A 16,237-nucleotide genomic window follows, 5' to 3' on the forward strand; every position below is an offset into this window, starting at 1 on the left:
CCCTCCTTAACTGCTTTGTTCGACGACGAGGGCGACGTTTCGTGGATACAAGGAGCGATAGAGCGCGGGTAACAGTAGGACGATTTGAGTGACCGCGCAAAGTGTGTATGCAATCGTCGCCCCGTATAGTCCGTACAACGGAATCAAAAGGCTACAAGCGACGAGATTGACGACGACACTGCCGAAGATCGAGAGTGTTTGGATTCGAAACTGCTGGAAGCCGGTCAGTAGTGCTTGAATGACGGTCGAATTATAGAAGAACAACGACGCGACCATCATCAAGACGAAAATCAGATGATATTTGACGAACGACGCATTGTAGAAAATCGTCAAACTCCACTTTCCGAAGAAGATTGCTCCAAGAATCAGGAGGATCCCGACGACGTTCGTCATCAGTAACATCGACCGTGTCAGCTTGCGCAGTTCCGGTAAACTTTGGCGTTCTCCAGTCTCTGACGAGAAGTTCGGCAATAAGACAGCAATCAAGGAGTGGATGAACAGACTACCGAGTACGAGTAGATAGGCAATACTTGCATAATATCCGAGCTCTTCGGTTCCGATCGCATGTCCAACGAATAACCGTGGGATGTTCGCGTTCAAGGCGATCAGTAGAGCGACGAACCCGAGTGGCATCGCTTTAAGGAACAACTCCTTACCGGATCGATATCGTAAGTCGAGCGCTTGATTGTCAAAACCACGACCGACCCGGCGAATCGTCGGGAGATCGTAGACGAGTAACATGATCAAGTTACCAGTGATCAAGGCGATGACGAATCCCTGGATCGAATGGGTCGTAAAGAGGACGAGTGCTGCGCCTGAGACATTCAGGAGACTGCGAAAAATCTTCGAGATGGCGACTTCCTTGAAGGCAGTGTGTCCCTGTAAGAAGCCGTATCCGAGATCAGCGAACGACTCCATGTATTTATTGAGATAGACGAGTAACGTCAGTAGTAAGATGTTCGCTTCACCGAAGAAATAATAGACACCAAGGAGGACGAACACACCTGCCGAGAGGAGCGAAAAACGGGTCTTGATGAAGAGCCAGAAGTTCGTCAGTCCAGCCCGTTCTGCCGTCAGGATCGTACTGGCATTCAGCCAACAGAACATGACGATTGGTGCGGTGATGGCAAGGGCGTAATTGAAGTAGCCGATATTGAGCGGCGTACTCCATTTGATCAGGAGCGTCAAAATCATCCATTGATGCAATGAATATGCTGTATCCGCAATGAAGATGAGATTGAAGCGAGACAGCCGGACCGTTTTCATCGTTCTCCCCCCTCTCTATTTACGAGCGATCCGCATCGTCGGCGCGACTGGGTCGGCATCAGTCTCGTTCGTCACTTCTAATAAATACTGGCGAAGTGTCTCGTCCCGATCGAGCGCTTGGGCGATCTCACGCAAGTACGGATCGACGGAGCCGAACGGGCGTGTCTTTCCGACGAGGATCTTATCGAAGACGAGTTCGTCATGCACCTCATCACGAGCGAGCAGTTCCTCGTAAAGTTTCTCCCCTTTTCGAATCCCGCTATAGACGATCGGGATCTGTTCTTCCGTAAATCCACTCAAGTGAATCAAGTTTTTCGCAAGTGTCGTGATGTGGACCGGTTCACCCATATCAAGGACGAACACTTCGCCACCTTTTGCGAGGACACTCGCTTGAATGACGAGACGACTCGCTTCCGGAATCGTCATGAAGTAACGTGTCATCCGGGGATCGGTGATCGTGATCGGTCCACCTTTCGCGATTTGTTCCTTGAAAAGTGGGATGACGGAACCGCGGCTTCCGAGGACGTTGCCGAACCGGACGACGGCGAACGTCGTTTCGCTATTTCTTGCCATCTGCTGGATGACCATCTCAGCGATTCGTTTTGTCGCCCCCATCACGCTCGTCGGGTTGACTGCCTTATCGGTCGAGATCATGACGAAGCGTTTGACTCCAGCCGCTTCTGCTGCTCGGGCGACGTTACGTGTTCCGTAGATATTATTCTTGACGGCTTCGCTCGGATTATCCTCCATCAGCGGAACGTGCTTATGGGCTGCCGCATGATAGACGAGGTCCGGTTCGAAGCGTCGCATGACTTCAAACATCCGGTCACTGTCCTGTACATCGGCAATGACAGATTCGAACTGGATATCCTGGCTGAGACACTCGAGTTCCCGGCGAATCAGGTAGATACTGTTTTCACCGTGTCCAAGAAGAACAAGTCGTTCAGGACGAAAACGAATCAGTTGCCGGCAAATCTCGGAACCGATTGATCCACCGGCACCGGTGACGAGGACCGTCGCTCCATGCACGCTTCGTTCGATTTCCGTGATATCAAGCTCGACTGGTTCCCGTCCGAGTAAATCAGCGATTGAGACTTCACGGATTTGTTGAATCGAAACCTTACCGGAAGCGAGTTCGACAAGCATCGGTAACGTATGCGCCTCGACTTGCGTCTGTTTAATTCGATTCAACAGTTCGATTCGTCGCGGATACGATAAGGACGGGATCGCGAGGACGACCGCTTCAATCTTTTGTTCCTCGATGATGCATTCAAGTTGCTCGATCGCTCCGATGACAGGAACACCGTGAATTCGCATCCCGCGTAGTTCAAGCGAGTCATCGAGTAATCCGACGACGTTTAAGATATGCGATTTCTTTTGTTTCAGTTCTTTCGTGATCATCTGTCCGGAAGCTCCGGCACCGATGATTAGCGTCCGTTTGCCTAGCGTCTTATGCTCCGGAACGAGTCTGAGACTACGGCCACGAATCAACAACCGGACGAATAAGATACCGTTCAAGACAAGTCCCGTCTGCAAGAAGATTGCCCGTTCGACCGCGAAGTCGAACAACGCGTATTCAAGACCAAGTAAAACGAAACTACTGGCAAGGACGACGACGAGGAGAACGGCGAGATCGCGTAAACTCGCATAGCGCCAGATGATTTGATAGAAACGCATCCAATGCGCGACGAAGGTGAGGGCAATCCACTGGATGAGGGCGATTTCGAGCGCATCCTGTAACTCGAAATTGACGGTGAGATGGAGCGGATTAAAGAAGTAGAACGTTACTACGGTTGCGAGTGCGATGACTCCGGCGTCGATTAGGCGAAGGAGTCCAATCTTCAACTGCCGACGATACGGGGTAAGCGGGGAATGCTGCATGATGGTGTCTCCTCTCCTCTCTCATGAGTGCGTCCGGGGAATGGCTTTCGGATAACTGTCGGTCGCTTCACGTGTCACTTCTTTTTTGCTTAACGAGCGCGAATAGACGATCAGGAGTCCGAGCATTAAACCAAGGACACCACCGATTCCCGTGTTCATCAAAATGTTCGGGGATACGGGCTTCGTTGGAATTCGGGCACTGGAGAAGACTTCCGTCTTACTCGTGTTAATCAGTTGCGGGAGATAATCCTGGAAGACTTCCGTCATCGTATTTGCCTGGATGGCTGCCTGCTCCGCTGAACGATCCGTGATGGATAAGGCGATGACCTGTGAATCGAGATTGCTCGAGACCGTCAGACGATCCGTCAAATCGAATAATCGCTTGTCGGTGACGTTCATCTTTTGGGCGACCTGATCGACGACTTCTGGGCTTCGCAAGATATCTTGATAGGTACTGACGAGTGTCGGCGTCGATGTCGCCTCTGCGTTTGCTTGAGGAACGACGAGAATGTAGGCCGTCGCTTCATATGTCTTCGGAATGACATACGTGCTGAGTGCATATCCGGCACCTGCGAAGAGAATCATGAAGAGTGCCAGTAGCCACCAGCCGCGTCGGAGTGTCGTCAGATGATCTCCGAAGGTTTTTCTTTGATGCATCGAGCTCACTGTTGTTCACCTCTTTCTAGCTTGACCGAATGGATGGACATTGGTTATGTCTACACCTTATTTCCAATCGAATTCCAAAACAATTAGAGCTTGGTGAAAATGATTATATTTTTTTCGGTAGCTATCTCGCTTGCGTGACGCAAGTTCACAGCAGGAATTCATGTCACAAAAAAAAACGCGATTCACGAAAAAATGATTGCGTTTTTTTTAATATTTTTTCATTGGTCTGCATGATTTTTTAAAAGATGAGGGTAAATACAAATTTGACGATTAAAAAGTATTCAAATCGGTAATAAGTCCTATATGAAGGGTGGATAGTCTTTAGAAATCATGTTAAAATCAGCCAATATACCCATATCGTTTGCCTTATCCATCCTAGTCATTTGGATCATGCTCGATGCTTGGATTCGTCCTCTATCCTTTACGGACGAAGTGTTACCGAAACAGTGGTCACTTTGGTTGCTTCCTGCCTACATCGTTCTGTTCAGCGTCTGTTGGTTCATTTTACGACCGTTCTATCGCGTCAATCGCGCAACTGGACATCAAATCGGATTTATTTTTCTGATTTATCTGACATTTCATATCGTATTTTTCTTTTTTAACGCGAATACGGATCGTGTCCTTGCTTCGCTTTACCTCATTTCGACTTGGCTTTTCGTCGGCATCGTCTCTTCGCTCTCCCGTGCATCGATCGACCAATGGCATCGTCTTCTGTATTACTTCCTTTACGGACAAGCTGTCTTTCTCGCTTCCTACGCACTTATCGTCTCGTTTGGCACAACGTATGTTCCGGTCGAAAACCTACAATGGCTTCGGATCGGTCCTTTGTCGTTTCCTCAGCTGTATGTCGGAGAGCAAGGTTCATTCCTTCGCCTCGCTGGACTGACGAACAATCCGAATACGTTCGCAGCGTGGCTCGTTCCGGGAGGACTGCTTGCTTGGTTCTATCTACTGCGACAGTTTCCACGTTGGCAAAGTCTTCTGCACGCTGTTTTCTTACTGCTGATCGTCATTGCCTTGCTAAGGAGCGGTTCGCAGACAGGAATCTACTCCTTCGTCCTCTTGGCACTCTTGACGAGTATTCGAATGGTTCCGGGAACGAGACGCCGGATGCAGGTCGCTGCCTGTTATGTGACAGGAAGCCTGATCTTATGTGCCGTCTTCGCATTTCAAGGTCTGCTTCCCCGTTTGCTTAGTCTTAACGGACGATTTACGCTTTGGCAAGCAGGGTGGCACGCTTCCGCTGACGCACTCTGGTTCGGTCACGGGATTGGAAGTGCCCCGCGTGGACTGCAGGAACAACTCGGTGAACGGATTCTTTATACATTTCATAGTACACCGATCACGTTTCTCTACGAATTCGGTCTCATTGGTTGTCTGCTGTATGGTGCAGTCTTTCTGTATCTGTTTTATCGACTGTTTCGCATTCAGACGACGGATCTCGCTTTCCTCGCGCTCTTGCTAGCCAGCTGGCTCGGGTTACTCCAATTCACGGAAAGTGTTCTCGTCAGACCGAGTGGATTTTATTTCATTTGGCTCAGCCTTCTCGCTTATGCGTCGCTTCGTCGACCTCCACCTCACGACAGTACCCACACCTAGACGCACTTACACGAAAGGGGTATGACATCATGAAGAAATGGACAGAACAACAAGTCATCGATAGCCTGATCGAAGCTAGTATCGAATATCCCTCTCTCGACGCAAAGACATATGCGCGCTGGTCGGTCGGAAAAGACATTCCATCGATCACGACGATCATCAATGTATTCGGCTCTTGGCGTGAAGCACTCCAAGCCGCTGGTCTCTCATCGATCCGTCCATATTTTTCAGATGAAGAGATTCTTGCTTTCATCAAGGAAGCATCGACACGTTTACATCCTTTCCATAGTAATAGCTACCGGGAGTGGGCAAAGGCCAAACACGGTCCATCCTTGACGCTGATCAACTTACGTTTCGGCTCTTGGTCACGTGCGCTTGAAGAAGCACAGATCGAGATGACACGCTCCATCTCGATGACGGAAGAACGAATCATCACTGCTTTACTTGAAGCTTCCGATGTCCTTCCGCGTTTGACAACACAGACGTATGCGATTTGGGCACAGGAAAATGGACATCCGACAGTCGCGACGATTGCCCGTAAATATGGTTCGTGGGCAGATGCTCTCGCTTGCCTTGACATCGCTCCACCTCGCCGGAAATGGGTCGAAGAAGACGTCCTTGAAGCACTGCGACAGGCACAAGAAGAATTACCTTCTCTCAGCATCATCCATTATCGGAAATGGGCAGAAGGTCGCTCGGTTCCGAGCACCTCGACGATCAACGCCCTCTTCGGCAACTGGACCTCCGCCGTGCAATGCCTCAAGCGTGCACGCGTTTCTCTTTCCTAATCCTTCTCTTCCATAAAAAGGAGTGACCCGGTACGTTACCGGATCACTCCTTTTTCGTGCGTATCATGATTTTTCGATCTGCTCAAGTAGAGATGCCGGCAATAGTGTCACCGTATCGTGCTTCAACAAATAGATGTCTTCCGTATACGCCCCGATTCGTCGAGGATTGCGTTGCCCGTGGAGATTGTTTCGGATCGCTTTCGGAAAATTGACACCACACTCATAGGCATGAAGATACCCCCCACCAAATCGTGGATTGATTTCTGATAAATAGAGCGTTCCGTCCACATCAAACAGATCAAAATCTAGTGGCCCGACGAGACGAGTTCCCGCTAAGATCTGCTCAATCAATTCAAAGACGTCGTCGCGTTTGACGGAGCGACTCTTATCCGTTTCTCCTGCGCGCATGACGAGTTTCTCCTTAATGAAGATATCCGTCACTTCATGCGTCAGCCAATCGACATACACATCAACGCCAAGCTCTTGTCCTCTTAAGTATTCCTGAATCAATAAATTCGGATGGACAGCGAACAATCCTTCGACGACCTGAAGGGAGGAGACAACCTGGACATGAAGACTAGCACTGCCGTTACGTGGTTTTACGAAGACTGGAAATGCGATTTCCCCTTGCGCAAGCGCATTTTTGAATGCGTCGAGCGTCGCATATGTCCGTGCATGGGCAATCCCTTCCGTAACACAATACGTATACATAGCGTATTTATCAAAGCATAACTGGCACGCATCCATTGGGGAGACAAGAACCGTGACACCGATCGCTTCAAATCGTTCCGTTGCCGCTGCGAGCAACTCCAGTTCGGGATCGATCAATGACAACAGCGCCGTTACGCCTTCCCGCTGACACAACTCTAGTAGGTGATCGATATACCCCGGTGCGTCGATGCGCGGGACAAGATGATGACGTTCCGTCATATAAAGACCCGGTGCGAGTGGATTACAATCCGCAGTACTGACGTGACCGTCCGACATCTCACGAACGAAGTACTCGACCAGTTTCGTCCGGCGACCGACGCTTGTCATCAACAAATGGGCAGTCTTCATAGGGCCATCTCCTTCGTTAAAAGTGATGCCTTTTCTTTTCGTGCCAGAAAGAAAGACTTCCTGCTTGGCGCTGTACTTTTTTCCTACGAACGAGCAGATAACATCCGATTCCGATCAATGCTCCGGTTCCATCGAGTAGCACATCTTGGACAAGACCAGTCCGGTCACCCGTTAAAATTTGATGAAACTCATCAAACACAGCGATGGTGATTGCTAATGAGTAAGCGAACAAGACGGCAAGACCCGGTGTCAAACGACGACGCGTCAAATCAATCAAGCCGATACCTAATACGAGAAACGTCGAGACGTGGGCTGCTTTACGAATGAAAAATTCAATGAATCCACTGCGTCCGAGCGCCGCTACACTGACTTCTCCATGATACGAGAAGGAGATGAATCGTAGATGATCGACGAATCCTAATGGGATATAGCGAGATAGATCAGGTTTGATCGATTGTGCCTGATAGGGCATCGAACTTGAGATGAAGAGGATCAATAGGACGGTAAAGACGACATAGCCGGACCAGGTGATTTTTTTCATGAAGACACTCCCTTATTTGATATCACTTTAGAATAGCATGGACAGAAACGATAGGCGATTTTCTCCAAAAATCAATTTCTATTTTAACCCATTTCATTTTTTTAGTTTCCTTGAAAAACGATATTTTACATTTACCAGGTTTCTTTTATACTGAAAGTGGTTAATTAGTACTATAAAGAATGAGCTGAAGAATAGGAGTGGAGTGCCATGAATCGTGCACTAGGTAAAAAAATCATGCAATTGCGCAAACAACACAAGTATACTCAAAAATTTTTAGGTGAACGGTGTGGTGAATCAGCAACGGACATTTCCGCTTACGAACGTGGTCAGCGCATTCCCTCTGCTCAAGTTTTGGAACGATTGGCTCTTGCTTTAGACACGACGATCATTGATCTCATCGATCCGAAGTATGTTCAGCATCCTTCATTGAGTGAATTCATGCACCAAGCGCTTGAACCATCGCAACCGCTTGATCTAAAGCTCATTCTTGAAGATTTACTGGTTCATCTCAGTCTATCGAAGGAAATCTATTTTGATGGTCGACTCGTCTCATCGTCTGTCCGAGATGAGATGGCAACGTCCATTGATCAAGCATTAAAGCGGGGTCTTTCTTCTATCGAAGCGTAAAAAAAGAGATCAAAATCAGCTGATTTTGATCTCTTTTGTTATTCTGTTTGGACGATATGATCGATGTATAATTGATTGTCGTCATATGTTGCTTCTAATAACTGACGAAAAAACGTATTTTCGCTTGTTTTCTCGGATACGAATACACGTGCGTAATGCTTATGCGCCTGCTCGAGTACAGTGAATTTCAAAGTACGGGCAGGTGAAGCGAAAAACAATTGACGACCGGGATAACCAAAGGCGTCCGTCGCTTTCGATTCTTCTAAGAAATGAAAAGGTTCGTCTGGAAACAAGGTCTCAATGAACGATAGACAACTTTGTTGAAAGGTACTTCCGCTCTGATTTTCCATGATACATCCGGCTCCTCTTTCTTATGATGTACTTTGAATCATGCAAAGGAAACTACTGTATCTCATTACCCGGTCTTTAGACCTATTCAAACCAATATATTACATATATTTTTTATTTTATTATTACATTATATTTTGCACTTATTGTTTTTCGAACTCTAATACCATCATTGATTTTCCTTCATATAGAAATTGTCCATGATAACGCGATAAGGTTGCAAATTCAAACAGCGTTTTTGGTTCGTATAGATATTCGACCGCATAACTGACTTTTTCCTCTTGTCCGGATTTGAGATAAGCGTTGAACAAGAGACGTTCCCCATCGATGTGATAGCCATAGAAAAGTAATGTCTTTTGAAAGCGTCGTGTCGCAATCGGATGGACAATTGATTTCAGATGATCGATGTGATGCAAGGACACGAGCAAGCGTCCACCCTGTCGTAGCAACTGACGGATGTTTCGGAAGAACAACAGTAGTTCTCCGCGTGTATAACGTAAAATCGTCGTTCCCGGTAAGATGATTCGATCAAAATACTCAGGTCCGACGACGTCCGTCACGTCATGACTCCAGCCGTAGATCTTATGACGATAGCGCTCCGCGATCTGTTTCGTCCGCGCAGCTTCTGGTTCGATCAAATAAAGATCATATCCTTCGTCCGACAAAAGATTAAACAGAGATAGATCAAACGTTCCGTAAAATAGGATCCGCTCTCCTTTTTGTAGATAACGTCGATAGAGCATCAACTCATCGACTTCATTTAACTGTTGTGCTTCTTGGTACAATCGACCAATTCGTTCATCTGCCTGTACATGATCGAGCACTTGGACACGGGAGTAGCTACCTTTACGCAAAAACGGACCAAATAAGACCTCACCCATGATACATCAACTCCTTGTAATGCTGAATCGCTTCCGCATAATCTGCGCCGAGTCGCTCTGGCAACACGTCGAATTGTTCCTTTTGATCCGCTTCTAAAATCCAGAGGAACGCTTCGTTCGTCTCGAACAGACGTAACGTCGTTCGATCGAACGCAAAACACCCTTCCTCATTTTGAATGCCGATCAATGTTAACGGTCCAATCCGTCCAGACGTCCGGGGTAATTCAAGATCCGAGTAAGGGGTGATGAAACGGCTCGTCCCTTGAAACGACCCTGCCAGTTGATACAACAACGGAAACAACTCCAGTTCCGTTTGCGACGCGAGCGCCTCTGGTTGCGGTTGCTGTTCTCGAAGACATTCAATATCGCTTGAAATATCCGCACTCAACTGAATCGTTTTTTGTCGATCAGCGTAAATCCCGTCCGCAAAAAAGAACAGGCGATGCGAGACGCGTAATCCGCTTAATGTCGCATAATCGAGAATCCCCATCGATTGTTCGTTTTGAATGCGCCCCGTTTGCTGCCAGTCTTGTAACCGCTCGGCAAGTGCGTCGCGAGATAAGACTGTCAGCTGTGACGCAAGTGACGGAGATAAACGATCTGAGAACGTCAACAAAATCGGGGTCCGGCTCATCAGTTCGATGATCGGCAGATCGTGCCGCATCGGATGGTCAAAATAGATGACACTATTGATCGTCATCATTTGAAAACTGTCTACTGGAATCCGGTCCAACAATGAGCTGTCCTCGATGTAGACATGACGCAGCGGTTGTGGATGGTGCGGCACGGATGCGGGATAGACACCCGTCATCAACGAAAGGAGAGCATGATGAACAGCCGGAACGGATGCCGAAACCGGTATCTCTTCCTGCGGTAAGAAGAGACCGTTCAGGAAATCCGGTTGACCGAACAGAACCTCCCCGTTCTGCCGGATCAAATGAAATTGGACGTGTAGCATCTCGTGTTGCAAATAGGCAACGAGACGCAACGTACGCTCCCCTTCTCCTTGGAGGACGAAGACGTAGTGCTCATATTCCTGAAAATCCATGTAATCGAGTAAATCATGAAACGTATGCGTATCATAATCAAAGGCATCGATTGAAATACGATGTCTCTCACAAAAAGTCTGCATCGCGGTAGATGGCAAGGAACGTTGTAACCAGCCGTCTTGTTCCGATAAAAGTGATAATCCGATCATGTCCTCTCTCCTTTCTCGTCAAGTGATTGAAAAAAGGGCTTCATTCTCTACGATCCGAATGAAGTCCTTTTTGTGTGTATTAAGCCGATTTAACATTTGCTTTTGGTTTCGTATTAGTCCGGTCCATTTCCCGATGAGCGAGGGGGGCGACGGAGACGGTAGCAGGATTGAGACACCAAGCGCATGAAGTCATGTTACGTCGCGTTTCTTTTAGGATGAGTGTCATGGTTGTACCCCTTTCTGAATCAAGTGTGATGGTCGTTGAAACATTGATACGAAATCAAGTAAATCAGTGGTATCCCGTTCAGTTCGCTTCTATAATAGAAATTGGTACCCTGTACCAGTTCAATCTTCACGAAAGGACGAGGAGCCGATGGATCAATTCATGTCACCGCAAATCGGCTTAGCATTACGCCGACTGCGAAAGAAACATAATCTGACACAAAAAGATTTATCAAACGGAATTTGCAGTCAAGCAGAGATCAGTAAGATCGAGAGTGGTACGCATTCGCCGACAGTCGAATTATTGTACGCTTTATCAAAGCGATTACAAGTTCCATTGTCAGCGTTCTTAGACCCTACAAATCAACAAACGAATTTACGAACGATTGACGAAGAATTACTTTATAAATTTAGAAATCAGGACTTTGAAGGCATTTATAAACAAAGTAAAGTCGCACTATCTAACGCTAATACTTCATTTGAACATTCATTATTATATAAATATTATTTCTTCATTTGCTCGTATCGACTAGGAAAAATCGATTACCGTACATGTATAGTAGAGCTCCAAAATCTATCTAATGAATACTCCACTTCATATTATTCACCAAATATGCTAATTCGAATTAAATCTGCGATTGCGAATCTGTATTCTGAAAATAGAAGTTTTCAATACAGTATCAATGTTTATGAAGAAATATTAAATCTCAACTTTGACAATGATGATTTAATCGTCGATCGAATTAGAATTTCGTATAATTTTTCAAAGATTCTTTTAGAATTTCAAAAACATAATCGAGCACTTACTATAATTGATGAAGCAATTGAAACAAGCTTAAAATTTAAAGACATGTCGTTACTCGGACAATTGTACTCTCAAAGAGCTGCTTGTTTAGATAAATTAGGTGCTCCATCACAAGAAATTATTAGAACTTTTGATAAATCATATTTTTTGTTTGAATTATTAGGAATGAAAGAGTATCAAAAAATTATTAAAACGATGAAAGAAGAATATCTAGCCAAATAGCTGTATCAATGTACGAATTTCAATTAAGCTCGTTTTACTGCGTACTCAAGTGGAATTCCATCAATAGCCACATCTGTTTTTTGTGAATACTCTAAAGGCAATCCTTTGATCGCTACATCGAAAGCTGGAGCATACTCAAGTGGTAATCCTTTGATCGCTAAGTCTGTTCTTTCTGAATACTCGAGTGGCAGTCCTTTAATCGCTAGGTCTGTTCTTTCTGAGTACTCGAGTGGCAATCCTTTAATCGCTAGGTCTGTTCTTTCTGAGTACTCGAGTGGCAATCCTTTAATCGCTACATTAGTTTCAAGCTGACTAGCAACGCCAGCACCAACAGTAACAGACAATGATAAAGCTGCAATCGCTAAACCTAATTTCTTTTTCAAGTTCATTTAAATAACCTCCTATTATTTTTCGTATGGCTTCGTAACAACATCATATAACCTTAGACCCTCTCTGAATATTCGAATACGAATAATTATGGTATTTTACACATTATTTTCACTTTCCATTACTTTTGTCTCGGGTCATATGTCCCGAAAAATACGTTTTTCTTACAAATCATCCATCAATATGTAGAACTTGTGTATGAAAATAGATTTTTCTGAATATTTAACTATTATAAAATTTCGTAACAGACAAAAAGAGAGCTAGTCCAACTCATACGAGTCGAACCAGCTCTCTTTATTTTGATGATTGTCGTAACGCGATGACATAAAATATACCGAGTATGAGAATCACACCTAGTAGTATCGAACTAATTGTTGTCCGAGTCGACGTATCCGGCATCCATATCCCAAGTCCCAAATTGATTGCTGCGATAATTAGGACGAGCCAAACGATCGTACGTGGTCGCATACCGATCTCCTTCCTGGTCTCCTCTGCCGTCCGCTCACCGAATATGCTATGGTGACAGTAACAAAGGAGGTTCTGTTCATGAATAGACTTGCAGTATTTTGTGGTTCTAAAGATGGCGCGCATCCTGTCTTTCGCGAGGCAGCAGGTACGCTTGGTCAAGCGCTCGCTGCTCACGGCATCGGACTCGTATACGGCGGTTCCCGCGTTGGAACGATGGGAGCTGTCGCGGACGCTACGCTTGCGGCTCAAGGTCAAGCGATCGGTGTCCTCCCCCACTTTCTACAAGAGAAGGAGTTAGCACACCCGGGACTGACTGAATTGCATCTCGTCCACTCGATGCACGAGCGGAAAGCGAAGATGTCAGAGCTTGCTGATGGCTTCATTATTCTTCCTGGCGGACCCGGAACGATGGAAGAGTTTTTCGAAGTCTTCACATGGGCTCAACTCGGTCTGCATGAAAAACCGTGTGGTGTACTCAACATTGACGGGTATTATGACCCCTTGATTGCCCTGTTCGACACGATGGAACGTCAAGGATTCTTGATTCCCGAACACCGAGCGATGCTGATCGTCGAATCGGATCCGGATCGTCTCTTGGAACGCTTCGCCACATATGAAGCGCCACGCGTCAAAACGTATATGGATCGCTCACAAACCTGATGAAAACGGAGTCCTCGACTCCGTTTTTTTTGATGAATTCGTATCCTCTTCCGATATTTCTTCTCTCATTTACTAGTTTTCTCCATTTCGTTTCAGGATTCCTACTCTTTAGGCACAAAAAAAAACAGATGCGCAGAGGCATCTGGTAAAACGTTAGAAGAACTTCATGATTGCGTCACTGAGATTCGTCAAAGACGGTGTCTCGTCAATGACCATCAAACTACCTGCCGCAATCGCGAGTAATCCGAGACCCGATAAAATCCAGCCAGGATGTTTTACGTTGACGTCAGCATCGACGTTTTCTTTTCCGGACCGCGCATTCGCTGCTTGTTCCTTCAAGCGATCGCGACGGTACTGGTGTTGTTCCTCTTTTGACCATTTCTTATATTCTGCGAGGAACTTCTTATATTCCGGTAAGACATCCTTCGTCGTCCCGTCGAGTCGAACTTGACCGTATTCGAGCCAGACGACACGCTCACAGAAACTCTTGATTTGTGAGAGCGAGTGACTGACGAAGATGATCGTCTTGCCTTCGTCCTTGAATTCGTTCATCTTATCGATACAACGGTTATAGAAGGTTTGGTCACCGACCGATAATGCTTCATCGACGATCAAGATGTCGGCATCGACATTGACGGCGATTGCGAAACCAAGTCGGGACTTCATCCCACTCGAGTATTTCTTGATTGGCTGATCAATGAAGTCACCGATATCCGCGAAATCGATGATTCCAGGCATCCGACGTTCGATTTCCGCATCGTCCATCCCAAGCAGGAGACATTTCAAGCGAATGTTCTCGCGTCCTGTCAGCACGTTCTTCAATCCTTGGGACACGGCGATGATCGCGACTTCTCCGTTGATCGCGACGTTTCCTTCGTTCGCGTAGATGATTCCTGAAATCAGATTCGAGAGCGTCGATTTACCCGAACCGTTGATTCCGACGAGACCGACGACTTCTCCTTTTCCGATCTCAAGTGAGATATCGCGTAAAGCTGTAAATGTTTTAACGCTCTTGCTTTGATTTTTGAACAAGAGCTTGAATTTTTCTTTCGTAGTCGTGACCATGTCGAAGCGTTTCGTGACATGGTCGAGTTTAATCATAGACATGGCGATTTCCTTCCCTTAAACGAGCTCAGTGAATGATTTACGGAACTTGATGTGCAAGAACGTTCCGGCTGAGAATAAGAGGAGCGTGACACTCCAGAAGTACAGACCCGTTGGCCATTCTTGCCAGACCCAATGTCCGCCGAGCAAGCTCGCCCGGTATCCCTCGACGAGATAGTAGACTGGATTCAAGCGTAGGACACCATGCAAGACGTCCGGGAACCGCTCGATGTTCCAAAGGATCGGTGTCATATAAAAGAGCATCCGCATCATTGATTGCAAGAAGAGCTGGATGTCCTTGACGAGTGTGACGAGTGTCGAAAAACAAAGCGAAAAGGCATAGACGAAAATGTATGTGGCAATCATATAATACGGCAATTGAAGCAGTTTCCACGTGATCGGAATACCGTTTGCAATGATGACGACGATGACGATGGCAAGCATCGCAAAATGTTGATACATCCGTGACAAGATGACATATGATGGAATCGCACTCATCGGGAAACGCATCTTCGTTACCATCGCGAGACGGCTGTTGATCGAATTTGAACCTCGAAGCAAGGCATCGTTGATGAAGAACCAGACGACGATCCCGCAAAGGAGCCAGACGATGAATGGAATGTTTCCATCGACGTCTTTATTTCCGCGCAGACCGACCCCGAAGACGAACCAGTAGATGAAGATTTGGAGACCCGGATTGAGGAGCTCCCATAAAAGGCCAAGGCGCTGCTCTGCATGCGCTGATTTGATTTCATATCGCGCCAACCGGCGAATCAGGGGGAAATTATCGACCTGTTCCCGGATGATACTTCTCATTTCTTTCAGCATAAGTGTAAGTTCCTTCCGATTCATGATACATGTATTTTATTTTCATATTCGTTGATTCCACTCAAAAAAGACGGATGCCGTCCGCGATTGCTCAAACGAACGCTCCCTCCGCGTGAACGGGACCATGCCCGGTCGATTCTGACTCGCCTCCTTCTTCGTTTACTCGTGCATGATAGAAGCAATACTTCCTATATACACTTAATCAATTCTAGCCATCGGGAAAAAGCGTGTCAATGTATTGGACGAACCGACACCAAACTGTAGTTTTTCAGGCACGAAAAAACCGGCGGGTAACCACCGGTCATCTCCTAGTTTGCTTCCTTCATGCGTGATTAAAATGTGGAAATTCGATCGTCGTCGGTGGCGAAGCAAGCCCCCATACGAGGAGGACCGTAATCACACAAATAATGCCGACAAGAACGCCTCCTCGAATCGTATCATTCATCCAGCGTTGCCCCTTTTCATCTGAACTGCTTGTATACTGACATCATACAATATTTAGCAATTTTCGACCACTAAAAAATCGACATTTAATGGAAATGTTTAACGATTGTTCATATTCTTTCGTTTCATTTTTATCCAAGACAAGATATAATGAAAGCGCTATCATTTAAACAAGAAAGCGAACGTTCGGATTTAAATTACATCGAACGAACGACTCCCGTGGGTTGTCATGTTGTCGGACCT

General features: G+C 46.4%; 19 protein-coding genes. 5 read left to right on the forward strand and 14 right to left on the reverse strand.

What is annotated here, in order from left to right; genetic code table 11:
* Window positions 1-6 precede the first annotated feature (6 nt).
* Genes B3M90_RS13715 through B3M90_RS13725 form a run of 3 tightly spaced genes read right to left on the reverse strand, consistent with a single transcriptional unit; the run spans window position 7 to window position 3,804 of the window.
* The gene (locus B3M90_RS13715) at window positions 7-1,266 is read right to left on the reverse strand and encodes an oligosaccharide flippase family protein (protein ID WP_290784525.1); all 1,260 of its coding nucleotides are present in this window, start codon (window positions 1,264-1,266) and stop codon (window positions 7-9) included.
* 15 nt (window positions 1,267-1,281) lie between these two features.
* The gene (locus B3M90_RS13720; RefSeq protein ID WP_290784527.1) at window positions 1,282-3,147 is read right to left on the reverse strand and encodes a polysaccharide biosynthesis protein; all 1,866 of its coding nucleotides are present in this window, start codon (window positions 3,145-3,147) and stop codon (window positions 1,282-1,284) included.
* Between the two features lie 21 nt (window positions 3,148-3,168).
* Window positions 3,169-3,804 (reverse strand): YveK family protein, encoded by a 636-nt coding sequence (locus tag B3M90_RS13725; protein WP_290784529.1) that lies wholly within the window; start codon window positions 3,802-3,804, stop codon window positions 3,169-3,171.
* 339 nt (window positions 3,805-4,143) lie between these two features.
* Between B3M90_RS13725 and B3M90_RS13730 the strand changes: the two genes are divergently transcribed.
* Both B3M90_RS13730 and B3M90_RS13735 read left to right on the forward strand, forming a co-directional pair.
* Complete coding sequence (locus B3M90_RS13730; protein WP_290784531.1) at window positions 4,144-5,412, forward strand: O-antigen ligase family protein; 1,269 nt, start codon at window positions 4,144-4,146, stop codon at window positions 5,410-5,412.
* A 29-nt stretch (window positions 5,413-5,441) separates the two neighbouring features.
* Window positions 5,442-6,200, forward strand: a complete 759-nt coding sequence (locus tag B3M90_RS13735) for a homing endonuclease associated repeat-containing protein (protein WP_214852265.1) — start codon at window positions 5,442-5,444, stop codon at window positions 6,198-6,200.
* 63 nt (window positions 6,201-6,263) lie between these two features.
* On the opposite strand, the gene B3M90_RS13740 is transcribed toward B3M90_RS13735, so the two are convergent.
* Entirely contained in the window at window positions 6,264-7,259 is a 996-nt protein-coding gene (locus B3M90_RS13740; protein ID WP_214852263.1) for an ATP-grasp domain-containing protein, read from the reverse strand.
* A 16-nt stretch (window positions 7,260-7,275) separates the two neighbouring features.
* On the reverse strand, window positions 7,276-7,800 hold the full coding sequence (locus B3M90_RS13745; protein ID WP_290756613.1) for a VanZ family protein: 525 nt from the start codon (window positions 7,798-7,800) through the stop codon (window positions 7,276-7,278).
* A 207-nt stretch (window positions 7,801-8,007) separates the two neighbouring features.
* On the opposite strand from B3M90_RS13745, the gene B3M90_RS13750 reads away from it, so the two are divergent.
* Window positions 8,008-8,427 carry a helix-turn-helix domain-containing protein gene (locus tag B3M90_RS13750; protein WP_214852259.1) on the forward strand — a complete coding sequence of 140 codons (420 nt, stop codon included), beginning with the start codon at window positions 8,008-8,010 and terminating at the stop codon, window positions 8,425-8,427.
* Window positions 8,428-8,465: 38 nt separating this feature from the next.
* Here B3M90_RS13750 and B3M90_RS13755 read toward each other — a convergent pair whose 3' ends face one another.
* From B3M90_RS13755 to B3M90_RS13770, 4 genes are all read right to left on the reverse strand, one after another.
* Window positions 8,466-8,777, reverse strand: coding sequence for a hypothetical protein (locus tag B3M90_RS13755; protein ID WP_290756610.1), 312 nt, complete (start codon window positions 8,775-8,777; stop codon window positions 8,466-8,468).
* 141 nt (window positions 8,778-8,918) lie between these two features.
* A complete protein-coding gene (locus tag B3M90_RS13760) occupies window positions 8,919-9,656 on the reverse strand; it encodes a hypothetical protein (protein WP_290784534.1) in 738 nt (245 codons plus the stop codon).
* A complete protein-coding gene (locus B3M90_RS13765) occupies window positions 9,649-10,854 on the reverse strand; it encodes a hypothetical protein (protein WP_290784551.1) in 1,206 nt (401 codons plus the stop codon). The genes B3M90_RS13760 and B3M90_RS13765 overlap by 8 nt, the downstream gene beginning before the upstream one ends.
* 79 nt (window positions 10,855-10,933) lie before the next feature.
* Window positions 10,934-11,080 (reverse strand): hypothetical protein, encoded by a 147-nt coding sequence (locus B3M90_RS13770; RefSeq protein WP_214729303.1) that lies wholly within the window; start codon window positions 11,078-11,080, stop codon window positions 10,934-10,936.
* Window positions 11,081-11,227: 147 nt separating this feature from the next.
* Between B3M90_RS13770 and B3M90_RS13775 the strand changes: the two genes are divergently transcribed.
* On the forward strand, window positions 11,228-12,103 hold the full coding sequence (locus B3M90_RS13775) for a helix-turn-helix domain-containing protein (protein WP_214852253.1): 876 nt from the start codon (window positions 11,228-11,230) through the stop codon (window positions 12,101-12,103).
* Window positions 12,104-12,126: 23 nt separating this feature from the next.
* Here the strand turns inward: B3M90_RS13775 and B3M90_RS13780 are convergent, their stop codons facing one another.
* Window positions 12,127-12,492: a hypothetical protein gene (locus B3M90_RS13780; protein ID WP_214852246.1), complete on the reverse strand. Its 366-nt coding sequence runs from the start codon at window positions 12,490-12,492 to the stop codon at window positions 12,127-12,129.
* 292 nt (window positions 12,493-12,784) lie between these two features.
* On the reverse strand, window positions 12,785-12,958 hold the full coding sequence (locus tag B3M90_RS13785; protein ID WP_200934380.1) for a hypothetical protein: 174 nt from the start codon (window positions 12,956-12,958) through the stop codon (window positions 12,785-12,787).
* A 78-nt stretch (window positions 12,959-13,036) separates the two neighbouring features.
* On the opposite strand from B3M90_RS13785, the gene B3M90_RS13790 reads away from it, so the two are divergent.
* Entirely contained in the window at window positions 13,037-13,618 is a 582-nt protein-coding gene (locus B3M90_RS13790) for a TIGR00730 family Rossman fold protein (protein WP_290784555.1), read from the forward strand.
* Between the two features lie 153 nt (window positions 13,619-13,771).
* Here B3M90_RS13790 and B3M90_RS13795 read toward each other — a convergent pair whose 3' ends face one another.
* The 3 genes from B3M90_RS13795 to B3M90_RS13805 all read right to left on the reverse strand — a co-directional run bounded on the left by B3M90_RS13795 (window position 13,772) and on the right by B3M90_RS13805 (window position 15,995).
* Window positions 13,772-14,725, reverse strand: coding sequence for an ABC transporter ATP-binding protein (locus B3M90_RS13795; RefSeq protein WP_035410435.1), 954 nt, complete (start codon window positions 14,723-14,725; stop codon window positions 13,772-13,774).
* Window positions 14,726-14,740: 15 nt separating this feature from the next.
* Window positions 14,741-15,538, reverse strand: a complete 798-nt coding sequence (locus B3M90_RS13800) for an ABC transporter permease (protein WP_290784557.1) — start codon at window positions 15,536-15,538, stop codon at window positions 14,741-14,743.
* Between the two features lie 334 nt (window positions 15,539-15,872).
* Window positions 15,873-15,995, reverse strand: coding sequence for a hypothetical protein (locus B3M90_RS13805; protein WP_255359374.1), 123 nt, complete (start codon window positions 15,993-15,995; stop codon window positions 15,873-15,875).
* Between the last annotated feature and the right edge of the window lie 242 nt (window positions 15,996-16,237).

The sequence above is a fragment of the Exiguobacterium sp. UBA6309 genome, from assembly GCF_002439205.1.
Taxonomy (GTDB): Bacteria; Bacillota; Bacilli; order Exiguobacteriales; family Exiguobacteriaceae; genus Exiguobacterium_A.